Source organism: Gordonia sp. (in: high G+C Gram-positive bacteria) (assembly GCF_020438995.1).
Lineage (GTDB): Bacteria > Actinomycetota > Actinomycetes > Mycobacteriales > Mycobacteriaceae > Gordonia.
This window is the reverse complement of sequence record NZ_JAGQTN010000068.1, coordinates 50815-71109: the sequence shown is the minus strand read 5'-3', so window position 1 is coordinate 71109 and position 20295 is coordinate 50815. Positions and strand designations below refer to the sequence as shown.

At 67.8% G+C, this 20295-nt stretch carries 16 protein-coding genes; 8 read left to right on the top strand and 8 right to left on the bottom strand.

The window, feature by feature from the left end; translation table 11 throughout:
• Both KDB67_RS06210 and KDB67_RS06205 read right to left on the bottom strand, forming a co-directional pair.
• Positions 1-736, bottom strand: a 736-nt coding sequence (locus tag KDB67_RS06210) for an ABC transporter permease subunit (protein WP_291013729.1), incomplete at its 3' end; no start/stop codon positions are given.
• The gene (locus KDB67_RS06205) at positions 733-1470 is read right to left on the bottom strand and encodes an ABC transporter permease subunit (protein WP_291013726.1); all 738 of its coding nucleotides are present in this window, start codon (positions 1468-1470) and stop codon (positions 733-735) included. The genes KDB67_RS06210 and KDB67_RS06205, both read right to left, overlap by 4 nt.
• Positions 1471-1832: 362 nt before the next feature.
• On the opposite strand from KDB67_RS06205, the gene KDB67_RS06200 reads away from it, so the two are divergent.
• Together KDB67_RS06200 and KDB67_RS06195 are read left to right on the top strand one after the other, a co-directional pair.
• Positions 1833-5735 carry a WD40 repeat domain-containing protein gene (locus KDB67_RS06200; RefSeq protein WP_291013722.1) on the top strand — a complete coding sequence of 1301 codons (3903 nt, stop codon included), beginning with the start codon at positions 1833-1835 and terminating at the stop codon, positions 5733-5735.
• Positions 5736-5775: 40 nt separating this feature from the next.
• Positions 5776-7278 carry a glycerol-3-phosphate dehydrogenase/oxidase gene (locus KDB67_RS06195; protein WP_291013720.1) on the top strand — a complete coding sequence of 501 codons (1503 nt, stop codon included), beginning with the start codon at positions 5776-5778 and terminating at the stop codon, positions 7276-7278.
• A 115-nt stretch (positions 7279-7393) separates the two neighbouring features.
• Here KDB67_RS06195 and KDB67_RS06190 read toward each other — a convergent pair whose 3' ends face one another.
• Complete coding sequence (locus tag KDB67_RS06190; protein ID WP_291013718.1) at positions 7394-8485, bottom strand: aminotransferase class V-fold PLP-dependent enzyme; 1092 nt, start codon at positions 8483-8485, stop codon at positions 7394-7396.
• Between the two features lie 123 nt (positions 8486-8608).
• Here KDB67_RS06190 and KDB67_RS06185 point away from each other — a divergent pair, with 123 nt between their 5' ends.
• Positions 8609-9154: a hypothetical protein gene (locus KDB67_RS06185; RefSeq protein ID WP_291013716.1), complete on the top strand. Its 546-nt coding sequence runs from the start codon at positions 8609-8611 to the stop codon at positions 9152-9154.
• A gap of 6 nt (positions 9155-9160) precedes the next feature.
• Here KDB67_RS06185 and KDB67_RS06180 read toward each other — a convergent pair whose 3' ends face one another.
• A complete protein-coding gene (locus KDB67_RS06180) occupies positions 9161-10420 on the bottom strand; it encodes an MFS transporter (RefSeq protein WP_291013732.1) in 1260 nt (419 codons plus the stop codon).
• A gap of 109 nt (positions 10421-10529) precedes the next feature.
• Between KDB67_RS06180 and KDB67_RS06175 the strand changes: the two genes are divergently transcribed.
• Complete coding sequence (locus KDB67_RS06175; protein WP_291013714.1) at positions 10530-11168, top strand: YqgE/AlgH family protein; 639 nt, start codon at positions 10530-10532, stop codon at positions 11166-11168.
• Positions 11169-11494: 326 nt separating this feature from the next.
• Here KDB67_RS06175 and KDB67_RS06170 read toward each other — a convergent pair whose 3' ends face one another.
• The gene (locus KDB67_RS06170) at positions 11495-12010 is read right to left on the bottom strand and encodes an SdpI family protein (RefSeq protein WP_291013712.1); all 516 of its coding nucleotides are present in this window, start codon (positions 12008-12010) and stop codon (positions 11495-11497) included.
• 101 nt (positions 12011-12111) lie between these two features.
• Between KDB67_RS06170 and leuS the strand changes: the two genes are divergently transcribed.
• Both leuS and KDB67_RS06160 read left to right on the top strand, forming a co-directional pair.
• Entirely contained in the window at positions 12112-14985 is a 2874-nt protein-coding gene (gene leuS / locus KDB67_RS06165; protein WP_291013710.1) for a leucine--tRNA ligase, read from the top strand.
• Between the two features lie 85 nt (positions 14986-15070).
• Positions 15071-15496 carry an HIT family protein gene (locus KDB67_RS06160; RefSeq protein ID WP_291013708.1) on the top strand — a complete coding sequence of 142 codons (426 nt, stop codon included), beginning with the start codon at positions 15071-15073 and terminating at the stop codon, positions 15494-15496.
• Positions 15497-15576: 80 nt separating this feature from the next.
• On the opposite strand, the gene KDB67_RS06155 is transcribed toward KDB67_RS06160, so the two are convergent.
• On the bottom strand, positions 15577-15906 hold the full coding sequence (locus KDB67_RS06155; RefSeq protein ID WP_291013706.1) for a TfoX/Sxy family protein: 330 nt from the start codon (positions 15904-15906) through the stop codon (positions 15577-15579).
• 72 nt (positions 15907-15978) lie between these two features.
• Between KDB67_RS06155 and KDB67_RS06150 the strand changes: the two genes are divergently transcribed.
• Entirely contained in the window at positions 15979-17166 is a 1188-nt protein-coding gene (locus KDB67_RS06150) for an acyl-CoA dehydrogenase family protein (RefSeq protein WP_291013704.1), read from the top strand.
• A gap of 83 nt (positions 17167-17249) precedes the next feature.
• Here the strand turns inward: KDB67_RS06150 and KDB67_RS06145 are convergent, their stop codons facing one another.
• Together KDB67_RS06145 and KDB67_RS06140 are read right to left on the bottom strand one after the other, a co-directional pair.
• Positions 17250-18308, bottom strand: coding sequence for a 2-oxoglutarate and iron-dependent oxygenase domain-containing protein (locus tag KDB67_RS06145; RefSeq protein ID WP_291013702.1), 1059 nt, complete (start codon positions 18306-18308; stop codon positions 17250-17252).
• Positions 18309-18402: 94 nt separating this feature from the next.
• Positions 18403-19221 (bottom strand): RDD family protein, encoded by an 819-nt coding sequence (locus KDB67_RS06140; protein WP_291013700.1) that lies wholly within the window; start codon positions 19219-19221, stop codon positions 18403-18405.
• Positions 19222-19299: 78 nt separating this feature from the next.
• Between KDB67_RS06140 and KDB67_RS06135 the strand changes: the two genes are divergently transcribed.
• Positions 19300-20292 carry a stage II sporulation protein M gene (locus KDB67_RS06135; RefSeq protein ID WP_291013698.1) on the top strand — a complete coding sequence of 331 codons (993 nt, stop codon included), beginning with the start codon at positions 19300-19302 and terminating at the stop codon, positions 20290-20292.
• Positions 20293-20295 lie beyond the last annotated feature (3 nt).

Here is a 20295-nt window from a genome sequence, read left to right as displayed (position 1 = left end):
CGATATCGAGGGCGGGGTGGGAATAGACGTGGATTTCGAAGCCGTCGTCGTCGCCGAACGCGTCCACCGGCTCCGCCGATCGCCGTACCCGCGCACCGCCGGCGTGTTCGGTGAGGGTGAGCGCAGGTGTCTCTGCCGGGGCCGGCACGGGGACCGCCGCGGCAGCCGATCGCGCCAGTTGCGCGATCACCCCGGCCGCCAATACGGGGGCGAGCACCGGGATCAGGGCGTCGCCGTCGGCCGTCCGGGTGGCCAGCAGCCCACCGAGACCCGCCGGATCGAGTCCGGCGTAACCTGCGGCGAACGCCACGAACACCCCGATCGAGACGGAGCCGAGCACGTCGCGGAGCAGTGGCGGGGCGACGATCGGCAGCACGTGCCGGCGGATGATCGAGCGAGTCGGGGCGCCGGAGACGAACAGCGCCTGGACCGGCGGCCGGGACAGCGACTCAGCCACGACGTCGCGAGTCCGCGACACGAACCGGATGAACGTCGTCGCGGCCACCAGAGTCACGATTGCCGGCCCGCCCGGACCTGCGATCAGGATGACGGCGAGCACTGCGGCCACCGCCACGGGGACGGTCGCGGTGTCGACGATGCGCGGGCCCGGCCGGGTTCTGCGCCCGACGGCGGCGACGAACCCCGCCGTGCCACCCACGGCGGCGCCGGTGGCCACCCCGGCCGCCACCGTGAGGATGTCATGGCCGGTGGTTGTCAGCACCGTTTGGATGCTCACGACCGGATGCGGGGATCGGCGGCGGCCCGGGCCACCGCGCCCAGTACCCCGACGGCCGTGACTCCGACGATCAGGACCGCCGCGAGCACCTGCAATCGGGCGGCGTCGTGGTCGTCGATCGCGGCGACGGTGAGCGACCCCAGACCGGATCGCCGGGTGATCGGTTCGGCCACCAGGACCGCCACGGTGAGCCAGGCGACGGTCGTGGTGATCGCGGGCACAACGCGCAACGTGGCACCGGGCAGGGCGCGCCGGAGCAGAAGCCGTCGCGGGCCGATGCCGAGCATGCGCGCCATCGTCGCCGACGTCCGTCGCAGTTCGCCGCTCAATGCATCGGCGAGCCGGGCGGCCAACGCCACTCCCGCCGGAACGGCGAGTATCGCCGCGAGCACCACCGGGTGTACCGGACTGCCGCGGCCGACGGACACCGCAACCGCGGACATCGCGACGATCACCATCGGCAGCACCCGATCGGCTGCGGCGACAAGGACCCCGATAATGGGCAGCCGACGCGCGGCCAACGCCACAACGGTCGCGATCAGCGCGGCGATCACGGCCGACGTGAGGAGCAGGGTCAGGGTGTGGGTAGCCGCCGGTCCGATGCCGACGGCCGGCCGGGACGCCTGCGCGGTCCCTGGGTCCGGGGAGAGCGCACCGGCCACGACGATCGCGAGCAACGACCCGACGGCCGGCACCGCGACCGTCGTCGGCAGGCGACGAAAGTAGGAGCTCATCGGGCCGACGCTACCGAGCCGGGCGGGCCGGGACCGAGCGTCGACCGCGTTGCGGGCACCGCCGAATCCAACGCTTGACATCTCCTGGAACAGGATTCAGCAACGAACGACCGCCGGTCACGCACCCCCGACTTCGATGCCCCCGCAACACCGCGTGCTGCGCGGTCCCGGCGGTCGTTCGTTGCTTGGAATAAGTTCACCAGCAGACCGTTCGCCGACCAAGAGTTCGTCCCGAAATGCCGTCAAATCAGCAGGTAGAGGACATTTTGTAAATTCCGGACCGGACCGGGAACCGTCGGAAATGACCATTGTCACCGGCGTCGGGTGCGCGCGCCGTCAGGGTGCATCACTACGCTGGCCTGGTGGCAGGTAAGGGAGTGGGTCGTCGGGAGGCGGCGTTCGGTGAGGCACTTGCCCGGCTGTTCGTCCGTGCCGGTAATCCGACGTTGCGTGCGGCGTCGTCGGGATGCTCGGCGGCGGGGATATCGATTTCGCCGCAGCGCATCAGTGACTGGCGCAACGGCAGGCACCTGCCGCGCGAATTCTCGACCGTCGAACCGTTGCTGGTGTGGCTGACCACCCGCGCCCTCCGCGCCGGCGAGACCGGCGTGTTGTCGATTCCCGACTGGAAGCAACTGTGGACGCCCGCCGACGACGCCGACGATGCGGCGTCGGTGAAGACGTCGCCGGATCTGCGGCCGTTCGCGGGCCTGTCCTCGCTGACCGAGGCCGACGCCGAGGTGTACTTCGGCCGTGACGACCTCATCGCCGAACTCGCCGCGACGATCCGGACGGCGGCCGCCGACGACGAGGGGCCGCGCGTGGTCGTCGTCGCCGGGGTGTCCGGCTCGGGCAAGTCGTCGTTGCTCGGTGCGGGCCTGGCCCGGGCCGAGGGTATTCCGTCGCCGAGTACGGCGACCATCGACGACGACGGTATGCGGATCACCGCCCGGGACGGCGCGGCCTCCGTTCTCTACGCCACCACCCCGAACGAGACCGAGACCGAGACCGACCCTGACTCCGACGACGCGAAGGCGACGGACCCGAGCCCCGGACCCACCGGCGGCGTACTCGACAACATCCTCGTCATCGACCAGTTCGAGAGTGTGTTCACGAGACCCGACGAGGACGTCCGCGGCATCGTCGGAGCCTTGGAGCGGTACGCCACCGACACCGGCGTCGTCGTCATCGGTGTGCGTGCTGATTTCTTCGGTAACTGCGTCGAGTTCCCGACGCTGGCCCGCGCCTGGCAGCGGTACTGCGTGATCGTCACCGAGATGTCCGACGCGCGGCTGCGGATGGCGATCACCGCCCCCGTGAAGCTGGCCGGCGGGCGTATCGAGTCGGGCCTGGCCGATGTCCTCATCAATGACCTGCACGCCGCGGCCGATGCCGGTGACCGGGCGGGCCGGCTGCCGCTGCTCGCGCATGTACTCGCGGTGACCTGGTCGCGGCGCACCGGCAACCGGATGACGATCTCCGGGTACCGGGCGGCGGGCGGTATAGCCCGGGCCGTCGCCGACACCGCCGAGGACGCGTGGTCGTCGATCGGTCCGGAGGATCGGGACCTGGCCCGGACCTTACTGATGGCGCTGGTGCATGTGCGGGCCGACGGCGCCGCGCTGCGTGCCCCCCTCGATCTGGCGACGGTCGGGACCCGGTTCGGCGAGGACGTCTCCGAGATCGTCGACATCTTCGCCCAGGCGCGGCTGGTCACGGTGTCCGACGAGGTCATCATGCTGATCCACGACGTCGTGCTGACGGCGTGGCCTCGGCTACGCGGCTGGATCATTGCCGGCAAAGACTCGCTGGTGTGGCATCAGCAGCTTGACGTCGACACCGATGCCTGGGTGGACGCCGACCGGCACAAGTCGTTTCTGTACACCGGTGCGCGGCTGGAACTTTCTCTCCTGCAGCGCGACGAGGTGAACAAGAACTACCGGAATCTGCTGTCGGCGGACAACGACCGGTTCCTCGACGACGCCATCGCCGCCCGCGCACACACCAGGCGGCTGCGGTCGATCGGTATCGGCGTGGTGGCACTGCTGGCCGTGGTGTCGATGATCACGGCGGGAATCTCGTTTCGGCAGGCCGCCGCTCTGGAAAAGGAACGCAACGCCGCCGAACACACGGCGATGATGTCCAACATACTGAGCCTGCAATCGGCCAATCCCTCAGTGGCGGCACGGATGTTGTTGTCCGGCCACAAGCGCTACCCCGGCGACGGTGCCATCGTCGAACGGATACTCGGGGCGGTGTCGAGTCCGCTGGCCACGTCGGTGTCCGGGCACACCGCGGCGGTCTACGATCTGGCCTACTCACGTTCGGGGAAGCTGGTGGCGTCGGCGGGCGGAGACCGGACGGTACGTGTGTGGGAGACGGGCCAAGGCTCCGGGGATCCCCTGAAATCTGTTGCGACGCTGGAGGGTTTCGGCAACTTCGTCACCGCGGTGACGTTCCACCCGACAGCGCCGCTACTGGCGGCGGCCAGCGGTGACGGGCTGGTGCGGGTGTGGAACATCGCCGATGTGGGTGCGCCCCAACTGGTGTCCACGCTGAAGCCGGGTAACGGCTCGACGGTGTACATGGCCCGGTTCTCGCCCAAGGGCGACCAGTTGGCGACATCGTCGGACGACGGGACGATCGCGCTGTTCCGGGTCGTCGGGTCGCGCGTGGACGGTCGACCGGCGAATGTGCTTCGCGCACATTCGGGTCCGGTGCGCACGTTGTCGTACCGCGGCGACGGGCGGCTACTGGCCAGCGGCGGCGACGACCAGGTGGTGCATCTGTGGAATGTGGCCGACCCGGCGTCCCCGGTCGAGGCGGGCCCGGTGCTGACCGGCTTCCCGTCGATCACCCACTCGGTGGCGTTCAGTCCGAGTGGTCGCGAACTCGCCGTCACCGGCGACAGTTCCAACGCCCAGATCTGGGCTGTCGCGGACCCGACGCGGCCGCTGCCGCTGAGTCCGGCGTTGCCGCACGCACCCGGCGGATCGTGGTCCATCGGCTTCAGCCCCGACGGGCTGCGCGTGATGTCGCCGCGCCTCGACGGCAGCGTGCAGGTGTGGAACACCGTCGACCCGCGCTCGCCGAGCACCCTGTGGTCGATGGAGAACGCACCCGCCGAGGGCACATTGCGCACCTTCGCCGGCTCGGTCAGCCCCGATGGGTCGTCGATGGTGGTCGGCCGCGACGACGGACTGATCGACGTGTGGCGTTTCCCATCGGGGGTGCTCACCGGTCAGGGTGGAGCCATCACCAGCCTCGACAGTTCCGGTGACGGCAAGGTGATCGCCAGCACCGGCACCGACGCGATGTTGTCGGTGTGGACCGCCGCCGGCGCCGACATCGACCTTAAAGGCCGGGTTGCGGTGCAGCGCAAGGTCAACGACAAACCGCGGCTCAGTGTGAACCGGGACGGGACGAGGGTGGCCACCGCGAACAACAACGGTGGCCTCGTGCAGTTGTGGGACATCGCCGACCCGGACCGTCCGCGGGCGGCCGGTTCGATCACCACGCAGACCAGATACACCTTCGCGGTGGCCTTCTCACCGCGCTCGGATGTGCTCGCAGCCGGGATCAACGACACCGCCGTCCGGCTGTGGAGCGTAAGCAATGCCGGTGCGCCCCAGGCGATTTCCGGGAATCTGGTGGGACCGGGCGACCTGATCCGCAGTATCGCGTTCAACACCGCCGGCACGATGCTCGCCGTGAGCTCCGACGACGCCAACACCTATGTCTACGACCTGACCGCCGTGAAACCCACCCAGCCCACCGAACCTGTTGTGGTGATCAAGGATTCGAACCCGGCCTCGCAGGTCACGTTCACCCGGGACGGCACCATCGTGCTGGCCTCCCGCGACTTGAGCGCCTGGCGTATCGACAAGTCCGCCGGCACCGCCACCGAGCGTGCCCGGCTGCCGGAACTGTACGCGGCGACGCTGTCGATCACCCCGACGCGTGTGGTGGTGGGCACCAGCACGCATCAGTTGCGCACGTTCACACTCGGCGACAAGGGCTGGAAGCCGGCGGTCGCGGTCGTGCCGCTCATGCCGCAGGCCGACCCGGTGCCCGCCTGGCAGCTCGCGCCGTCGGCGACCACAGACGAGGCGATCCTCACCTCCGGCGACAGCTCCGGTTCGCTGTACCGGCAGGTCGTCGACGTCAAGGTGGCCAAGCGGTGGATCTGCGCCACCACCCCGCCGCTGACCAAGGCGCAGGCAGCCGCTCTGCTGCCGCACGACGCGGACACCGACACATGCTGAGGGTCTGTTTGTGGCGCCGATCAGAGGTTAGTCTCGGCTCGTGACCACCAGTCTCAACGCCGCCCGCCGCCGCGCCGACCTGGCCGCCCTCGCCGACCGGGATTCGCCGCTGGACATGCTCGTGATCGGTGGCGGTGTCACCGGCGCCGCGGTCGCGCTCGACGCCGCCGCGCGAGGTCTGCGGGTGGCGCTGGTGGAGGCCAACGATCTGGCGTTCGGTACGTCGCGATGGAGCAACAAGATCCTGCACAGCGGTCTGAGCTACCTGACGAGCGGGCATCTTCCGATGATCATGGAATGCGCCAGGGAACGGCGCATCCTGATGACGACGGTGGCCCCGCACCTGACGTCGCCGCTGCGGCACATCTATCCGCTGTACGGACCGGAGGAGCGGGCGCTGCGGGTACGTCTCGGTGTCTCGCTGGGAAAGATGCTACGCAAGGCGTCGGGTACGCCCGCCGAGCTGATACCGCCGCCCGCGCGGATCGGCGCCCTCGACACCATCCGGTTGTTGCCGCAGGTGCGCCGGGAGGGGTTGCGTAGCTCATGGAGCACGGTCGACGGCCAACTCGTCGACGACGCCCGGTTCGTGGTGGCGCTGGCTCGCACGGCGGCGGCGTTCGGGGCGTCGGTATGTACCTCCACGCGTGCCGAGAACGTGACCGATTATGGTGCGCGACTTGTGGATACGCTCACCGGCGAGGGTTTCGACGTGTACGCGCGGACGGTGGTCAACGCGGCCGGGCGCTGGGCCGAGGGGATAGACCACGAGGCGATACTCGCGCAGGGCGGCGGCACCCATTTGGTCATCGATGCCGCCCGGCTCGGCAATCCGACGGCAGGATTATCTGTGCCACTGGGTAATTCGGTTTCCGACCTGGTGTCGATCCTGCCCGCTCAACTGGGCCGGGCGTACATCGGTTTCACCCGCGGCGATTTCCCGGCCGTGGGTTCGGTTGAGTCGCAGAAGAGTTCGTCGGACATCGACGTACTGTTGTCGGCGGTCAACACCGCGCTGAGGGTGCCGTTGACACCGGCAGACATCCTCGGCACTTTTCCCGGCGGCAGCGATCTCGCCGATCCCACACGGCGGCACCGGATCTGGTTGTCGGGCACCATGGTCAGCGTCGTCGGTGGCACCCTCACCACCTACCGGCGCCGGGCCCAGGAGACGGTCGACGCGGCGATCGCGGTCGGCAAACTGACCGCCGCGCCGTGTATCACCGAGACCACCCCACTGATCGGGGCTTCCGGATTCACCCCCACCGCATCGCTGCCCGATTTCGCGGTGGCCCGCTACGGCTCGGAAACCCCCGCCGTCTTCGATCGTGCCAAGGTCGACGACCCGTTCGGCCTCGTCGCCCCCGGCATCGACGTCACCCGCGCCGAGATCGAGTTCGCCGTCCGCCACGAGGGCGCCCTCTGCGTCGACGACGTCCTCGACCGCCGCACCCGCATCGGCCTGGTCGCCGCCGACGCCGACAAGGCCAGACGCACCGTCACCGACATCGTCACCGAAACCCTCGCCGATCTGTCCACATAGTGGCAGCGGGCCACGGTCGAACACCGGATGATCAGGCAAAATGGTTCGCAACGATTCGTGGATCGGATAGACACGCCCTAGTCGGTTGCGTTGAAGCGGCGCAACAGTATGTTGTTCAGTAGCCCATGGTGCGGAGGTTGACCGCGAGTAGGTCGAGGTCCTCGCGGCGGACGTCGAGGTGTCCGGAGACGCGCAGGACCGATTGTTCGGTGGCCAGGGGGGCACGCCAGGAGTCGGCGGCGGTGACGAGAATACCTGTGGCCCTGAGCTTGTCGGCGGCGGCGCGAACGTCGGCGGATTGCCACCCGGGGGGAGGGGCGAGGGTGACCAGGGCCGAGGGTTCGTCGACGGCTTCGAGGATCTCCCAGCTGCCGATGCCGTTGAGGCGTTCGCGGGTGACGCGGCCGACCGTGGCCAGTTCGCGGAACACCCGTTGCTGACCGATGGCGAGCAGTTCGCGGACCGCGTTGTGCAGGCCGACCCGGCCGGCGATGAAGGCGTCGGAATCGGGTATCTCGACCTCGCGCAGGGAGTCGCGGCGCACGGCGATGAACCCGATGCCGCGGGGTCCGGTGAGCCATTTGCGGCTGGTGCCGTAGACGATGTCGGCGCCGGTGACGGTGGGGACGTGGCCGACGGACTGCGACATGTCGATCACCACCGGCACCCCCGCCGCGTGCGCGATCTCGACGATCCGGACCGCCGGCTGCACCGCCCCCGACATCGAACCGATGTGGCACAGGTGGATGAACGCGGGCTGCTCGAACTGCAGCATGTTCTCCAGCGCGTCGGTGTCGACGTGGCCGAAGACGTCACCGTCGGGCAGGGGGCGCACCGCATAGCCCCGGCGTTCGAACTCATCGAGGTTGGGGCCGAACTCGTTGCGGGCCACCCACACCGTCGAGGCCACCGGCAGTGACCAGTGCGTCAGCAGGGCCCGCAGGCAGGCGCGGGCGCTCTCCCGGAAGGTGAGTTCGTCGGGGGTGTGCCCGATCAGCGACGACAGGCCCCGCAGGTCGCGACGCATCTGCTCGGCGCAGGCCGCGGCCGCGACGTAGGAACCCGCCCGCGATTCCCGCCACAGATGGTCGGTGATGGCGTTGATCGTGGCGTCCGAGGATCGTCCGGCGGCGGCCGAGTCGAGATGGATGATGTCGGGTTCGACGCGTGCGCGGTGCCACTGCTCCCCGAGTTCGCTCACGTACATGGGCCTAAACCTACTTCAGCCGATGGTGGTGATCGCCGGGGCGTCAGCGGCGCAACAGTATCCGGAAGCCAATTAAGTTCAGTGAATTTGGAACCAAAAGGGGTTCGGCTGCGTCCAATCCTCATGGACTCGTATATCGACTACATCTTCGGGCCCGGCGACGGCAGCACCACCACGTGGACGAGCCGCGCCGACCTCGATCTCAGCGGCGACGGGGTGGCCGACGCGGTGCGGCTCGACTTCGACGGCGACGGCCGCCGCGACGACGCGATGTGGGACACCGACGGCGACGGCGTCGCCGACCTGGCCGCCATCGACATCGGCCTACCCGACACCGACTCTCCCGACACGGGATCGCACGAACGCTACTACTCCGACTCGGGCAAGGGCGTGTGGGACGTTCGGGAGACCGACCCGTCTGCGGCCAGGGACCGATCCCATGCTGACACCAAGCCCGAAAACACCAAGCCGCAAGACGCCGGGTCAGCGGATACGAAGCCGGGGAGCGTCAGAACCGACATCGAACTGCGCGCCACCCGCGGCGGTGGCGGGCGGCTCTACCTCGACTCCGACGGGGACGGAGTCTTCGATCAGGTGCTGATCGATTCCGACGGTGACGGTCGCGCAGACACCATGCGCCACCGCGGAGAGCAAGGATTCGACAGGTGAGGGCGGTTACCCGCCGGTGGCAGACAGTTGCGACCGGATCGGGGGCGTGGCCGCGGGGTGCAGCACCCGGACGGCGACGATACCCAGCAGGTACAGCACAGAACCGATGACCGGCAGCACCGCGGTGTGACCGTCGTCGGGAACAGTCATCGCGGCGACGGTGATGGCGCAGACGTAGGCCACGTTGAAGGTGGCGTCCTGGACGGAGAACACCTGACCGCGCACCCAGTCGCGGACGTCGCACTGCATCGCGACATCGCCGCATAATTTGACGGTCTGCCCGACCAGCCCCAGCAGGAAGGCCGCGACATAGATGACCGGCAGCGAGTAGGTGAGGACGCTCAGTTCGACGACCGCGCCGGCACTGAGCGCCGTCACCAGGGTGGCGCGTCTGCCGAGATGCTGTACCGACAGCGGGGTGGTGATCGCGGCGAGCAGGGCTCCGAGGGCCGTGGCCCCGCCGACTGCGGCGATCACCTCGAGGCCGTCGCCCTTGCTGACGTGTCTGCCGAAGATGATCAGGACGAGTGTGTTCATCCCGAACACCAGCCGGTGCGCGCCGATCGCCGACAGCGCCGCAGCCACCGACGGCGTGTGCAGCACCTCGCGCAGGCCGTGCCACAGGCCCACCAGCACGGCGTGGGTCACCGAACTTCCGGGATCGTCGGCGTGGTCGGGGCCCAGTTGACGCGGATGGAAACCGCGGGCGATCGCCGCCGCCAGCAGGGCGAGCACGACCGCCCCGAGTTCGGTGAGGGCACTGCCGGTGTTGTCCGAACCGAAAACGGCGCGCAGACCGGCGGCGATACCGGCGCCGACCGCGAGCATTCCCGCACCCAGCGTCACGAACATGGCGTTGACGGCCACGATCACCTCGCGTGGCGCCACGTGGGGAAGTCCCGCCGACATCCCGGACGACACGAATCGGCTGGCGCCGGTGACTGCGAGGGCGGAGATCAGCACGACGGTGTCGGAGGATCCGGACGCGATGGCGATGGACACCAGACCGATGAGCAGTGCCCGCAGCGTGTTGGCGACCATCAGCACCACGCGGCGGTCCCAGTGGTCGATGAGCGCACCTGCGAACGGGCCGATCACCGAATACGGCAGCAGCAGCACGGCGAGCCCGCCGGCGATCGCCAGCGGGTCGGCGTGACGTTCGGGGTTGAACAGGATGGCCCCGAAAAGCCCCGCCTGGAACACTCCGTCGGTGAGCTGGCCGGCCAGGCGCACCGCGAGCAGACGACGCAGACCGGGCAGGCGCATCGCACGCAGAAATACCCGGGCCGCGCCGTGTTTTTCGGCGCTTACCGAACCAGAGACCACTGACTCAGAGTACCGACCCGAGCTCGGTATCGCGTGCGATGATGGTCGGGTGACAGGCGGTGACGATGCGCAAGATCCGACTCCCGACTCCTCGCCCGACGCCGGGTCGGGTGCCAGGCAGTTGCCGCCGCGGGTACGGCCGGGATCGTTGCTGATCGCGTCCACGGATCTGATCGAGCCCACGTTCCGCCGTTCGGTGGTCTACATGATGGAGCACAACGGCGCGGGCAGTCTCGGCGTCGTCATCAATCAGATGAGTCAGGCGGCGGTGCACAATCTGCTGCCGCGGTGGACCGATCTGGCCGCGTCGCCGCGCGCGCTGTTCGTCGGTGGCCCGGTCAAACGCGACGCCGCGCTTTGTCTGGGCATCCTCAAACCCGGTATGTCCGACGACGAGAAGCTCGGTGCGCGGCCGGTCGACGGGCGGGTCGTGCTCATCGACCTCGATGCCGATCCCGAACTGCTCGCCGACCGGCTCGAAGGGGTGCGTATTTTCGCCGGGTACGCGGGCTGGGGTCCCGGTCAGCTCGACGGCGAACTCGCCGACGGAAGTTGGCTGGTCGCGTCGGCACTGCCGGGTGACATCCTCGCCCCGCCGGTCGCCGACCTGTGGTTCTCGGTACTGCGCCGTCAGCCGTGGCCGGTACCGCTGCTGGCCACCCACCCCATCGACGTCCTGCGCAACTGACCTGGGTTGGGAACCGCATCTCACCGGACCCTTCGGGACGCTGTCGGCTCGCAAGCTCGCGCGACAGCCCTCAGGGATCAAGATGGTGGCCCCGTCTTGGTCGCTGATGCCGGTGTCGAAGGGTGCGTGGTGTCACTCTCTTGCTTGCTGATGCCGGTGTTGGAGGGTGTGTGGTGTCACTCTCTTGCTTGCTGATGCCGGTGTCGAAGGGTGCGTGGTGTCACCCTCTTGATCCCTGAGGCCGAAGCGACGAAGGAGCGAGGGTCGCGAAGGGTCCGGTGAGACGACCGCATGACCGCACCGCCTCGAAACGAACGAAAGCGGACCTACTGCCGCTGGGCGGCCGCGGAATCCGTCTCGCACATTCCCTGCAACGCGCACGACCCACAGCTCGACTGGCCGCAATCATCGGCGGGTGATCCGGCTTTGTCGTCACTGCAGGCAGACGCGGCACCGTGGTCGTCGCCCCCGGAGCAGCAGTCACAGCCGCCGGACTCGTCGGGCAACGCCTGCGCGGCCCGGATACCGAGCCCGCTCACCACGCCGACGGTGACGACGGCTACGGCGAGCGCGGCGAGCGCGAACAGGATCGACCAGCCGCCGTCGACGCCGAGGGTGAGAACGCCGCCCATCACGAGGATGACGGCCGCGCCGATGAAGCCGGGCCCGGCGACCCGGTTGGCCAGCACGAACGCGGCCTCGGATTTCCCGGTCTCGGGGGATCGAACACCGAACCACCGGTTTCCGGGGAGTTTGCCGGTGACACCGAGAACTCCGACGGTGCCCCACACCGCGGCACACACGAACGCCAGAACGGCTGCGACGATCGACAGGACACTCACGGTCAGCCATTCTACGACTTTGCGTCGTTGCCGAGCCAGTCGCCACCGGCGACGACGGACGCGATTGAGGATTGCGACGGCCCACGATTTACGCTGGTCGGGTGACTTCTGCAGACCCGTCGTCCCCCGTTGCCGACCAGACCGTTCCCGAGCACCGCTATACCGCGGAGCTTGCCGGCCGGATCGAGACGCACTGGCAGCGGGAGTGGCAGGACCGGCACGCTTTCGAGGCCCCCAACCCGGTGGGCCCGCTCGCAGGTGACCTGACCCCGTTCGGTGGCGCGTCGGCCGACGCCCCCGACAAGCTGTTCGTGCAGGACATGTTCCCGTACCCGTCGGGTGCAGGCCTGCACGTCGGGCATCCGCTGGGCTTCATCAGCTCGGACGTGTTCGCCCGCTATCAGCGGATGATCGGCCGCAACGTGCTGCACACGATGGGCTTCGACTCGTTCGGCCTGCCCGCCGAGCAGTACGCGGTGCAGACCGGTACGCATCCGCGCACCACCACCGAGGCCAACATCGAGCGGTATCTGGGGCAGATCCGCCGCCTGGGTCTGGGCCACGACGAGCGCCGTCGCGTCGCCACCACCGACGTCGACTTCTACCGGTGGACGCAGTGGATCTTCCTGCAGATCTACAACGCCTGGTACGACGAATCCGCTGCGAAGGCGCGCCGCATCGACGAGTTGGTTGTCGAGTTCGAGAACGGCACCCGCGAGGTTCCCGGCGGCGGCAACTGGGCCGACCTGCCCGCGCAGCAGCGCGCCGACATCATCGACGACCACCGCCTGGTGTACCTGAGCGATTCGCTGGTCAACTGGTGCCCCGGCCTGGGCACGGTGCTGGCCAACGAGGAGGTCACCGCCGACGGCCGCAGCGACCGCGGCAACTTCCCGGTGTTCCGTAAGCAGTTGCGGCAGTGGATGATGCGCATCACCGCCTACTCGGACCGACTGCTCGACGACCTGGATCTGCTGGACTGGCCGGACAAGGTCAAGACAATGCAGCGCAACTGGATCGGCCGTTCGCGCGGTGCGCGGGTCACCTTCCCGGCCCCGGGTGTCGACGTCGGTATCGAGGTTTTCACCACCCGCCCCGACACCCTGTTCGGCGCCACCTACATGGTGCTCTCACCCGAACATCCGCTGGTGGCGACGCTGACCGCTGACACCTACCCCGCCGACGCCGACGCCCGCTGGACCGGTGGCGCGGTGACCCCGGCCGACGCGATCAAGGCGTACCGGGCGTCGATCGCGGCCAAATCGGACCTGGAACGGCAGGAGAACAAGGAGAAGACCGGCGTCTTCACCGGCTCGTACGCCACCAATCCTGTTGATGGTCAGCAGATTCCGGTGTTCATCGCCGACTACGTCCTGATGGGTTACGGCACCGGCGCCATCATGGCGGTCCCCGCCCACGACACCCGCGACTACGAGTTCGCCACCGCGTTCGGCCTGCCGATCATCGAGGTCATCGGCTCCGAGCAGGGCGTCGAATCCGAGGCGTTCACCGGCGACGGCCCGCTGATCAACTCCGGCTTCCTCGACGGCCTGCGCGTCGACGAGGCCAAGGCGAAGGTCGTGGAGAAGCTGGAGGCCGACGGAGTCGCCACCGGCACAGTGCAATACAAGCTGCGCGACTGGCTGTTCGCGCGTCAGCGGTATTGGGGCGAGCCGTTCCCCATCGTCTACGACGATGCCGGGCGCGCCCACGCACTGCCCGAATCGATGCTGCCGGTGGAACTTCCGGAGGTCGAGGATTACGCACCGGTCTCGTTCGATCCCGATGACGCCGACTCGGAGCCGTCGCCGCCGCTGGCGAAGGCAGGCGAATGGGTTGAGGTGGAACTGGATCTGGGCGACGGCCCACGAAAGTACCGCCGCGACACCAACGTGATGCCGCAGTGGGCGGGCAGCTCCTGGTACCAACTGCGCTACATTGACCCCACCAACGAAGAAGCGTTGTGCGCCAAGGAGAACGAGGCGTACTGGATGGGTCCGCGGCCCGCCCTGCATGGCGACAACGATCCGGGCGGTCTGGACCTGTACATCGGCGGCGTCGAGCACGCGGTGCTGCATCTGCTGTATTCGCGGTTCTGGCACAAGGTGCTGTTCGACCTGGGCTACGTCACCAGCGCCGAGCCGTACCGGAAGCTGTTCAACCAGGGCATGATTCAGGCCTTCGCCTACACCGACTCCCGCGGCGTCTACGTGCCGGCCGAGGAGGTCACCGAGTCCGGCGGTAAGTTCTTCTACAACGGTGAGCAGGTCAACCAGGAATACGGAAAGATGGGCAAGTCGCTCAAGAATTCCGTTGCCCCCGACGACATCTGCCGCGACTACGGCGCCGACACCCTGCGCGTGTACGAGATGTTCATGGGCCCGCTCGATCAGTCCCGGCCGTGGGCCACCAAGGACGTCATCGGCTCCCAGCGTTTCCTGCAGCGGGTGTGGCGTCTGGTCGTCGACGAGGAGTCCGGCGCGGTCCGCGTCTCCGACGCCGAGCCCTCGCAGGACACCGTCAAGCTGCTGCACAAGACGATCGCCGGTGTGCGCGAAGACTTCTCGGAGCTGCGAGACAACACCGCCGTCGCCAAGCTGATGGAACTCACGGGCCACCTCACCAAGTTCTACGCCGACGGAGCCCCGCGCAGCGTCGTCGAACAACTGGTGACGATGCTCGCCCCGCTGGCCCCGCACATCGCCGAAGAACTGTGGCACCGCCTCGGCCACGACGGCCTGCTGGTGCGCGGCCCGTTCCCCGAAGCCGACCCGGCCCTGCTCGTCGAGGACACCATCGAGATCCCGGTCCAGGTGAAAGGCAAGGTGCGCAGCCGCATTCAGGTCCCCGCCGACGCCGACGAAACCACCCTCCGCGAAGCCGCCCTGGCCGACGACAAGATCGCCGCCCTCCTCGACGGCGAACCCCGCAAGGTCATCATCGTCCCCGGCCGCCTGGTCAACATCGTCCCGTAGATGCGGGCTCTGGTTTTGGGCCCTGCCCGACATCAACCTCGCTGAACACAGGTAAGACCGGGCTCGGTGCGCGATGATGACCGGCATGGAGAATTGTGTGTTCTGTGGCATCGTCAGCGGGCATGTGCCCGGCACCAAGGTGGCCGAGGACGATCTGACGCTGACGTTCATGGATATCAACCCCGCCGCCGACGGCCACATGCTGGTGATCCCCAAGTTCCACTCCGAGGATCTGCTGGAGATCGACGCCGAGGACCTCACCGCGGTCACCCTGTCCGCGCAGCGCGTCGCGAAGGCCGCGATGTCCGAACTCGGCGCCGACGGGGTCAATCTGCTCAACTGCTGCAAGGCCCCCGCCTGGCAGACGGTGTTCCACTTTCACCTGCACGTCATCCCACGCTACGCCGACAAGACCAAGGACCGCCTCACCCTCCCCTGGCGCCCCGGAATCGGCGAACGCCCCGCTGTCCTCGCCGAACTAGGCGCCCGCCTACGCTCAGGCCTGAACTGACCCGACAAAAACCGCCCTCATGCGGGGGACCGATGCAGATATGGAGTAAGTCCCCGCACGAGGGAGGTTCTTGTTCGCGGCTACTTGGGTGGCAGAGTGCCGGCGTGGTCCCAGCCCAGCCGGACCCACTTTCCGAGCCCCTTTCCGGCCAGGCCGGCCTTGTCGACGTGGACCCAACCCTTGATCTCCCGGCCCGACATCACCATCGGTTCCACGTGGTCACAGCCGAGGATCTCCTCGGTCTGCTCCCGTGGAACCCGCACCATGATGTGCCCTTCGCGGTTGGCGGCAACTGCCATGTTGCCGTTGCGCAGAAAGGCGAGACCGCCGAACATCGCCTTCTCGCTGACGCCGGTCTCCCCGGTCAGCACGTCGCGGATGCGGTCGGCGAGATCCTCGTCGTAGGCCATGCCCAACGCTAGCGCCGGATAAGTACGCCAGAAGGGTTGGCAAGTAACTTACTCAGCAGTAAGATGACGGCCATGTCGATCAACCTTGAGCTCCCCACGAAGCTGGCTGCGGCCGTGGAGCAGTCCCACGCGGTGGGCGAGCACATCTTCCGGCCCGTGTCCCGTAAGTACGACAAGGCCGAGCACGAAAACCCCACCGAGCTCGATGACCTGGGCAAACTCATCAAGGAATCCAAGAAGAAGCGCGCCGAGACCGCCGGCAAGCCCGACGAGGGGCCGTCCAAGAACGGCGTCAACATGATCTCGGTGCTCAACACGCTCGAGACCAGCTGGGGCGACGTCGGCCTGACCCTGTCGATCCCTTACAACGGTCTGGGCAACGCCGCGATCGCCGCCGTCGCCGACAAGGAGCAGCTCGAGCGCTTCGCCGACGTGTGGGCGTCGATGGCCATCACCGAACCCAGCTTCGGCTCGGACTCGGCGGCCGTCTCCACCACCGCCGTCCTCGACGGCGACGACTACGTCATCAACGGCGAGAAGATCTTCGTGACCGCCGGTTCGCGCGCCGACCACGTCGTCGTATGGGCCACGCTCGACCGCAGCGTCGGCCGCGCCGCCATCAAGAGCTTCGTCGTGCCGATGGACACCGAGGGCGTCACCGTCGCCCGCCTTGAGCACAAGCTCGGCATCAAGGCGTCGGACACCGCGGTGCTGCGGTTCGAGAACGCCCGCGTCCCCAAGGAGAACCTGCTCGGCTCGCCGGAGATCGACACCAAGAAGGGTTTCGGCGGGGTCATGCAGACCTTCGACAACACCCGCCCGGTGGTCGCCGCGATGGCCGTCGGCCTCGGCCGCGCCGCTCTCGAAGAGCTCCGCAGCATCCTCGAAGCGGCTGGTCACACCATCGACTACGACAAGCCCGCAGCTGCCCAGCATGCCGCGGTCAGTGAGTTCATCCGCCTCGAATCCGATTGGGAGGCTTCGTGGTTGCTGACCATCCGCGCCGCGTGGATGGCCGATAACAAGCAGCCCAACTCCACCGAGGCGTCGATGTCCAAGGCCAAGGCCGGCCGCTCGGTCAACGATCTCACCAACAAAGCGGTGGAACTCGCTGCGACGGCGGGCTTCTCGGAGACCAGCCTGCTGGAGAAGTGGGCCCGCGACGCCAAGATCCTCGACATCTTCGAGGGCACCCAGCAGATCCAGCAACTCATCATCGCCCGCCGACTGCTCGGCAAGTCCAGCGCCGAGCTCAAGTAATACCTCGGAACAAGAACCGCCCCGGAGCACGGATCAGACGCATATACGCGTCAGTTCCGCTCTCGGGGGCGGTTTTTGTTCTGCTACGACGATTGCGCGGCCAATACTCTCGCGGCCTCGCGGACTGCGGCGGTATTGGCTTTGCCCTGCCTGGATCCGGCCAGTTTGGCTTTGATGTGGTCGCGGACGAGGATCGGTTCGTAGGCCAGGCCGTCGTCGGCGTCGAGGTGGCTGGGCAGGGTTTCGATGACGGCGTCGACGTTGCCGTCGCAGAAGAAGGCGACGGACCGGCGACGCTTGATGGTGCCGTCGACGATGGGCGGTTTGACCCGGTGCAGCGTCGACATCCAGCGGTCGTTGGTCAGGCGGGCGGTGAGGTCGCCGAGGTTGATCAGCAGGGCGCCGTCGACGGGGCTGACGTCGTGCCAGATACCGTCGGTACCGAGTACCTGCAGCCCGGCGACCTGATCGGCCCACAGCACGGTGACGATGCCGTAGTCGGTGTGTTCGCCCATGCCGGTGAGGTCGCCGTCGAGTGTGACGGTGCCTTCGGGGAGGGCGTAGTTGTTCATGCGCAGCACTTCGATGGCGTGGTCGGTGAGAGCTGCGAAGAAGTCGTGATCGAGGCCGAGGGCGTCGGCGAAGACGCCGGTGAGCGTGTGGGCAACGCGGGCCGCTTCGGCATAGTAGGCCTCCACGCGGTCCTGGAACGCGTCGAGATCCGGCCACACGTTGAGGCCGTAGTCGTCCTCGGACAGGTCCAGGCCGGGAAAGGACCGGGCTTCGGCGCCCACGTTGAACGCCTCGAAGAAGTCGTTCATGCGGGACGACGATTCGACGCCGAGGCTCAGCGACAGTGATTCGCTCTTGGGTGGGGAGTAGCCGCGATTGCCGGGGGCGAGGTATTTCTTCTTCTCGGCGAGAGATTGGTTGAAGAAGGCGTCGGAGGCGTCGCCGAGCCCGTCCCAGATGCCGGCGGGAATGCCGTGCCCGACCACCTGAACGAATCCGACTGTGGCACAAGCATTGTCCATCGCCTTGGCGACGGCTGCGCGTTCATCGGTGCTGCCCTCGCCGACGTACGCGGAGATATCGACGACGGGGACCACGAACTCCGTCGGCCGGGAATCTGATTGTGACATGGGGAACCTCCGGGGGCTGGGCGACTTCTCCATTGTGTGCGTCGTCGGTTGATCACCCGAGTCAGCCGTGTGACACCCGTGTTTCCCGTGCGGTTCAGCTCAGCAACCGCTGTCTCAGCCGATTCTCGCGTCCGATCCGTACGGTGTCGCGGCGCCGACGCTCGGCCAGGACCGCCGCCAGCAGGTACTCGCCCGGTGTTCCCGGCGGCGGCAACGGAGCCACATACCGGGACGTTTCGACGACCAGCCGGTCCAGCACGATCGCCCGCGACGACGGCGTGAGCTTGAGCCGTCGCGCGAAATACTGCCGGATAGCCAGCGTGAGCTGTGGCGGCAGGGTCGCGATATCGGCCGAACGCGCCCACGGTTCCAGATAACCCGGCATGGGCACCGGCTGCGGCATCCGCAGCTTGTACCGGTCCCGGATCACATATGTTCCGGCCAGCAGATCCCCGAGCCGTTTGCCCTTTCTGTTCACCACACTGGCGACTAGCGCCGGAAAACCCATGCAGCTGTACAGTTCCACGCTGCCGACCAGAGCCCGGGTCAGCGCGTGCCGAAAGCTGATCGGACCGGCGTCGTCGCGGACGGTGCGCAGCCCCAGCGCCAGATGGCCGAGCGTCTTGCCGCGGGTCGCGGTTTCGATCGCCGTCGGGAACGCCACGATCGCCAGAATCGTCGCCACCGTCAGGGTCGCGATCAGCATCGCGTCGTCGGTGTCCCCGGCCAGCGCCGTCCCGATGTAACGAAGCGCGAACCATAACGACATCCCGGCGACGATGTCGATCAGACCCGACAGCACCCGCAGCCCGATGTTCGCCGGCGGCAGATCCAGCGCGACGGCCTCCCCGGACACCAGATCGTCGGCGCCCACACCGATGGTCCCGTCCGCTGGGACTCCGGATCCGTACATAGCCATCGAGCCTAGTGCGTGGCGAATTGACCGTCGCGTGAACGACCGACAGCCCTCCCCGAGGCATACCCTGGCCTCATGGATCTCGACGCGTATGTGACCGAGCACCTGCCGTCCTGGCAGCGGCTCGACGCGCTCTCCCGCAACCGACGGCTCACCGGTGAAGAGGCCGACGAGCTCATCGACCTGTACCAGCGCGTCGCCACCCATCTGTCGGTGATCCGCTCGGCCACCCCCGACGCCGAACTGGTCGGATACCTGTCGGCGTTGCTGGCGCGGGCCCGATCACGCGCGGCCGGGACGCGGTCGGCGTCGTGGTCGGATCTGGGCCGGTTCCTCGCCCGGTCGTTTCCGGCGGCGATGTACCGGATGCGCTGGTGGTGGATCGGGGTGATGGCGGCGAGCACCGTCGCAGCGGTGGTGATGACGTGGTGGATGCTGGAACATCCGAGCATCGAGTCGTCGCTGGCCTCGCCCGCGCAGATCGAGGAGATGGTCAACCACGACTTCGAGGACTACTACTCCGAGTACGCGGCGCAGTCGTTCGCGTTCCGGGTGTGGACCAACAACTTCTGGCTCGCCGCAACATGTATCGCGCTCGGCGTGTTCGGCCTTCCGGTCGTATACATGCTGTATTTGAACGTCGTCAACCTGGCGGTGGTCGCGGCGATCATGATCAACCACGGGCGCGGCGACTTGTTCTTCGGCCTCATCACCCCGCACGGCCTGCTCGAGCTGACGTGTCTGTTCGTGGCAGCCGGAGTGGGTTTGCGGCTGTTCTGGGCGTGGGTGTCACCGGGGGACCGGACACGGGTACAGGCCCTCGGTGAGGAGGGCCGTGCGGCGATCGGGGTGTCGCTGGGTCTGGTTGTGCTGCTGCTGATCTGCGGCATCATCGAGGCATTCGTCACCCCGTCGGGACTGCCGACGTGGGCGCGCATCGGGATAGGTGTGGTCGTCTGGGCAGGCTTCTGGGTGTATGTGTTCACGGCCGGTCGCTGGGCGCACAATGCTTCGGAGACAGGCGATGTTGAGGAGTTCGAGCGCGGCTATTCGGTGCCGGTCGCGTAGGAG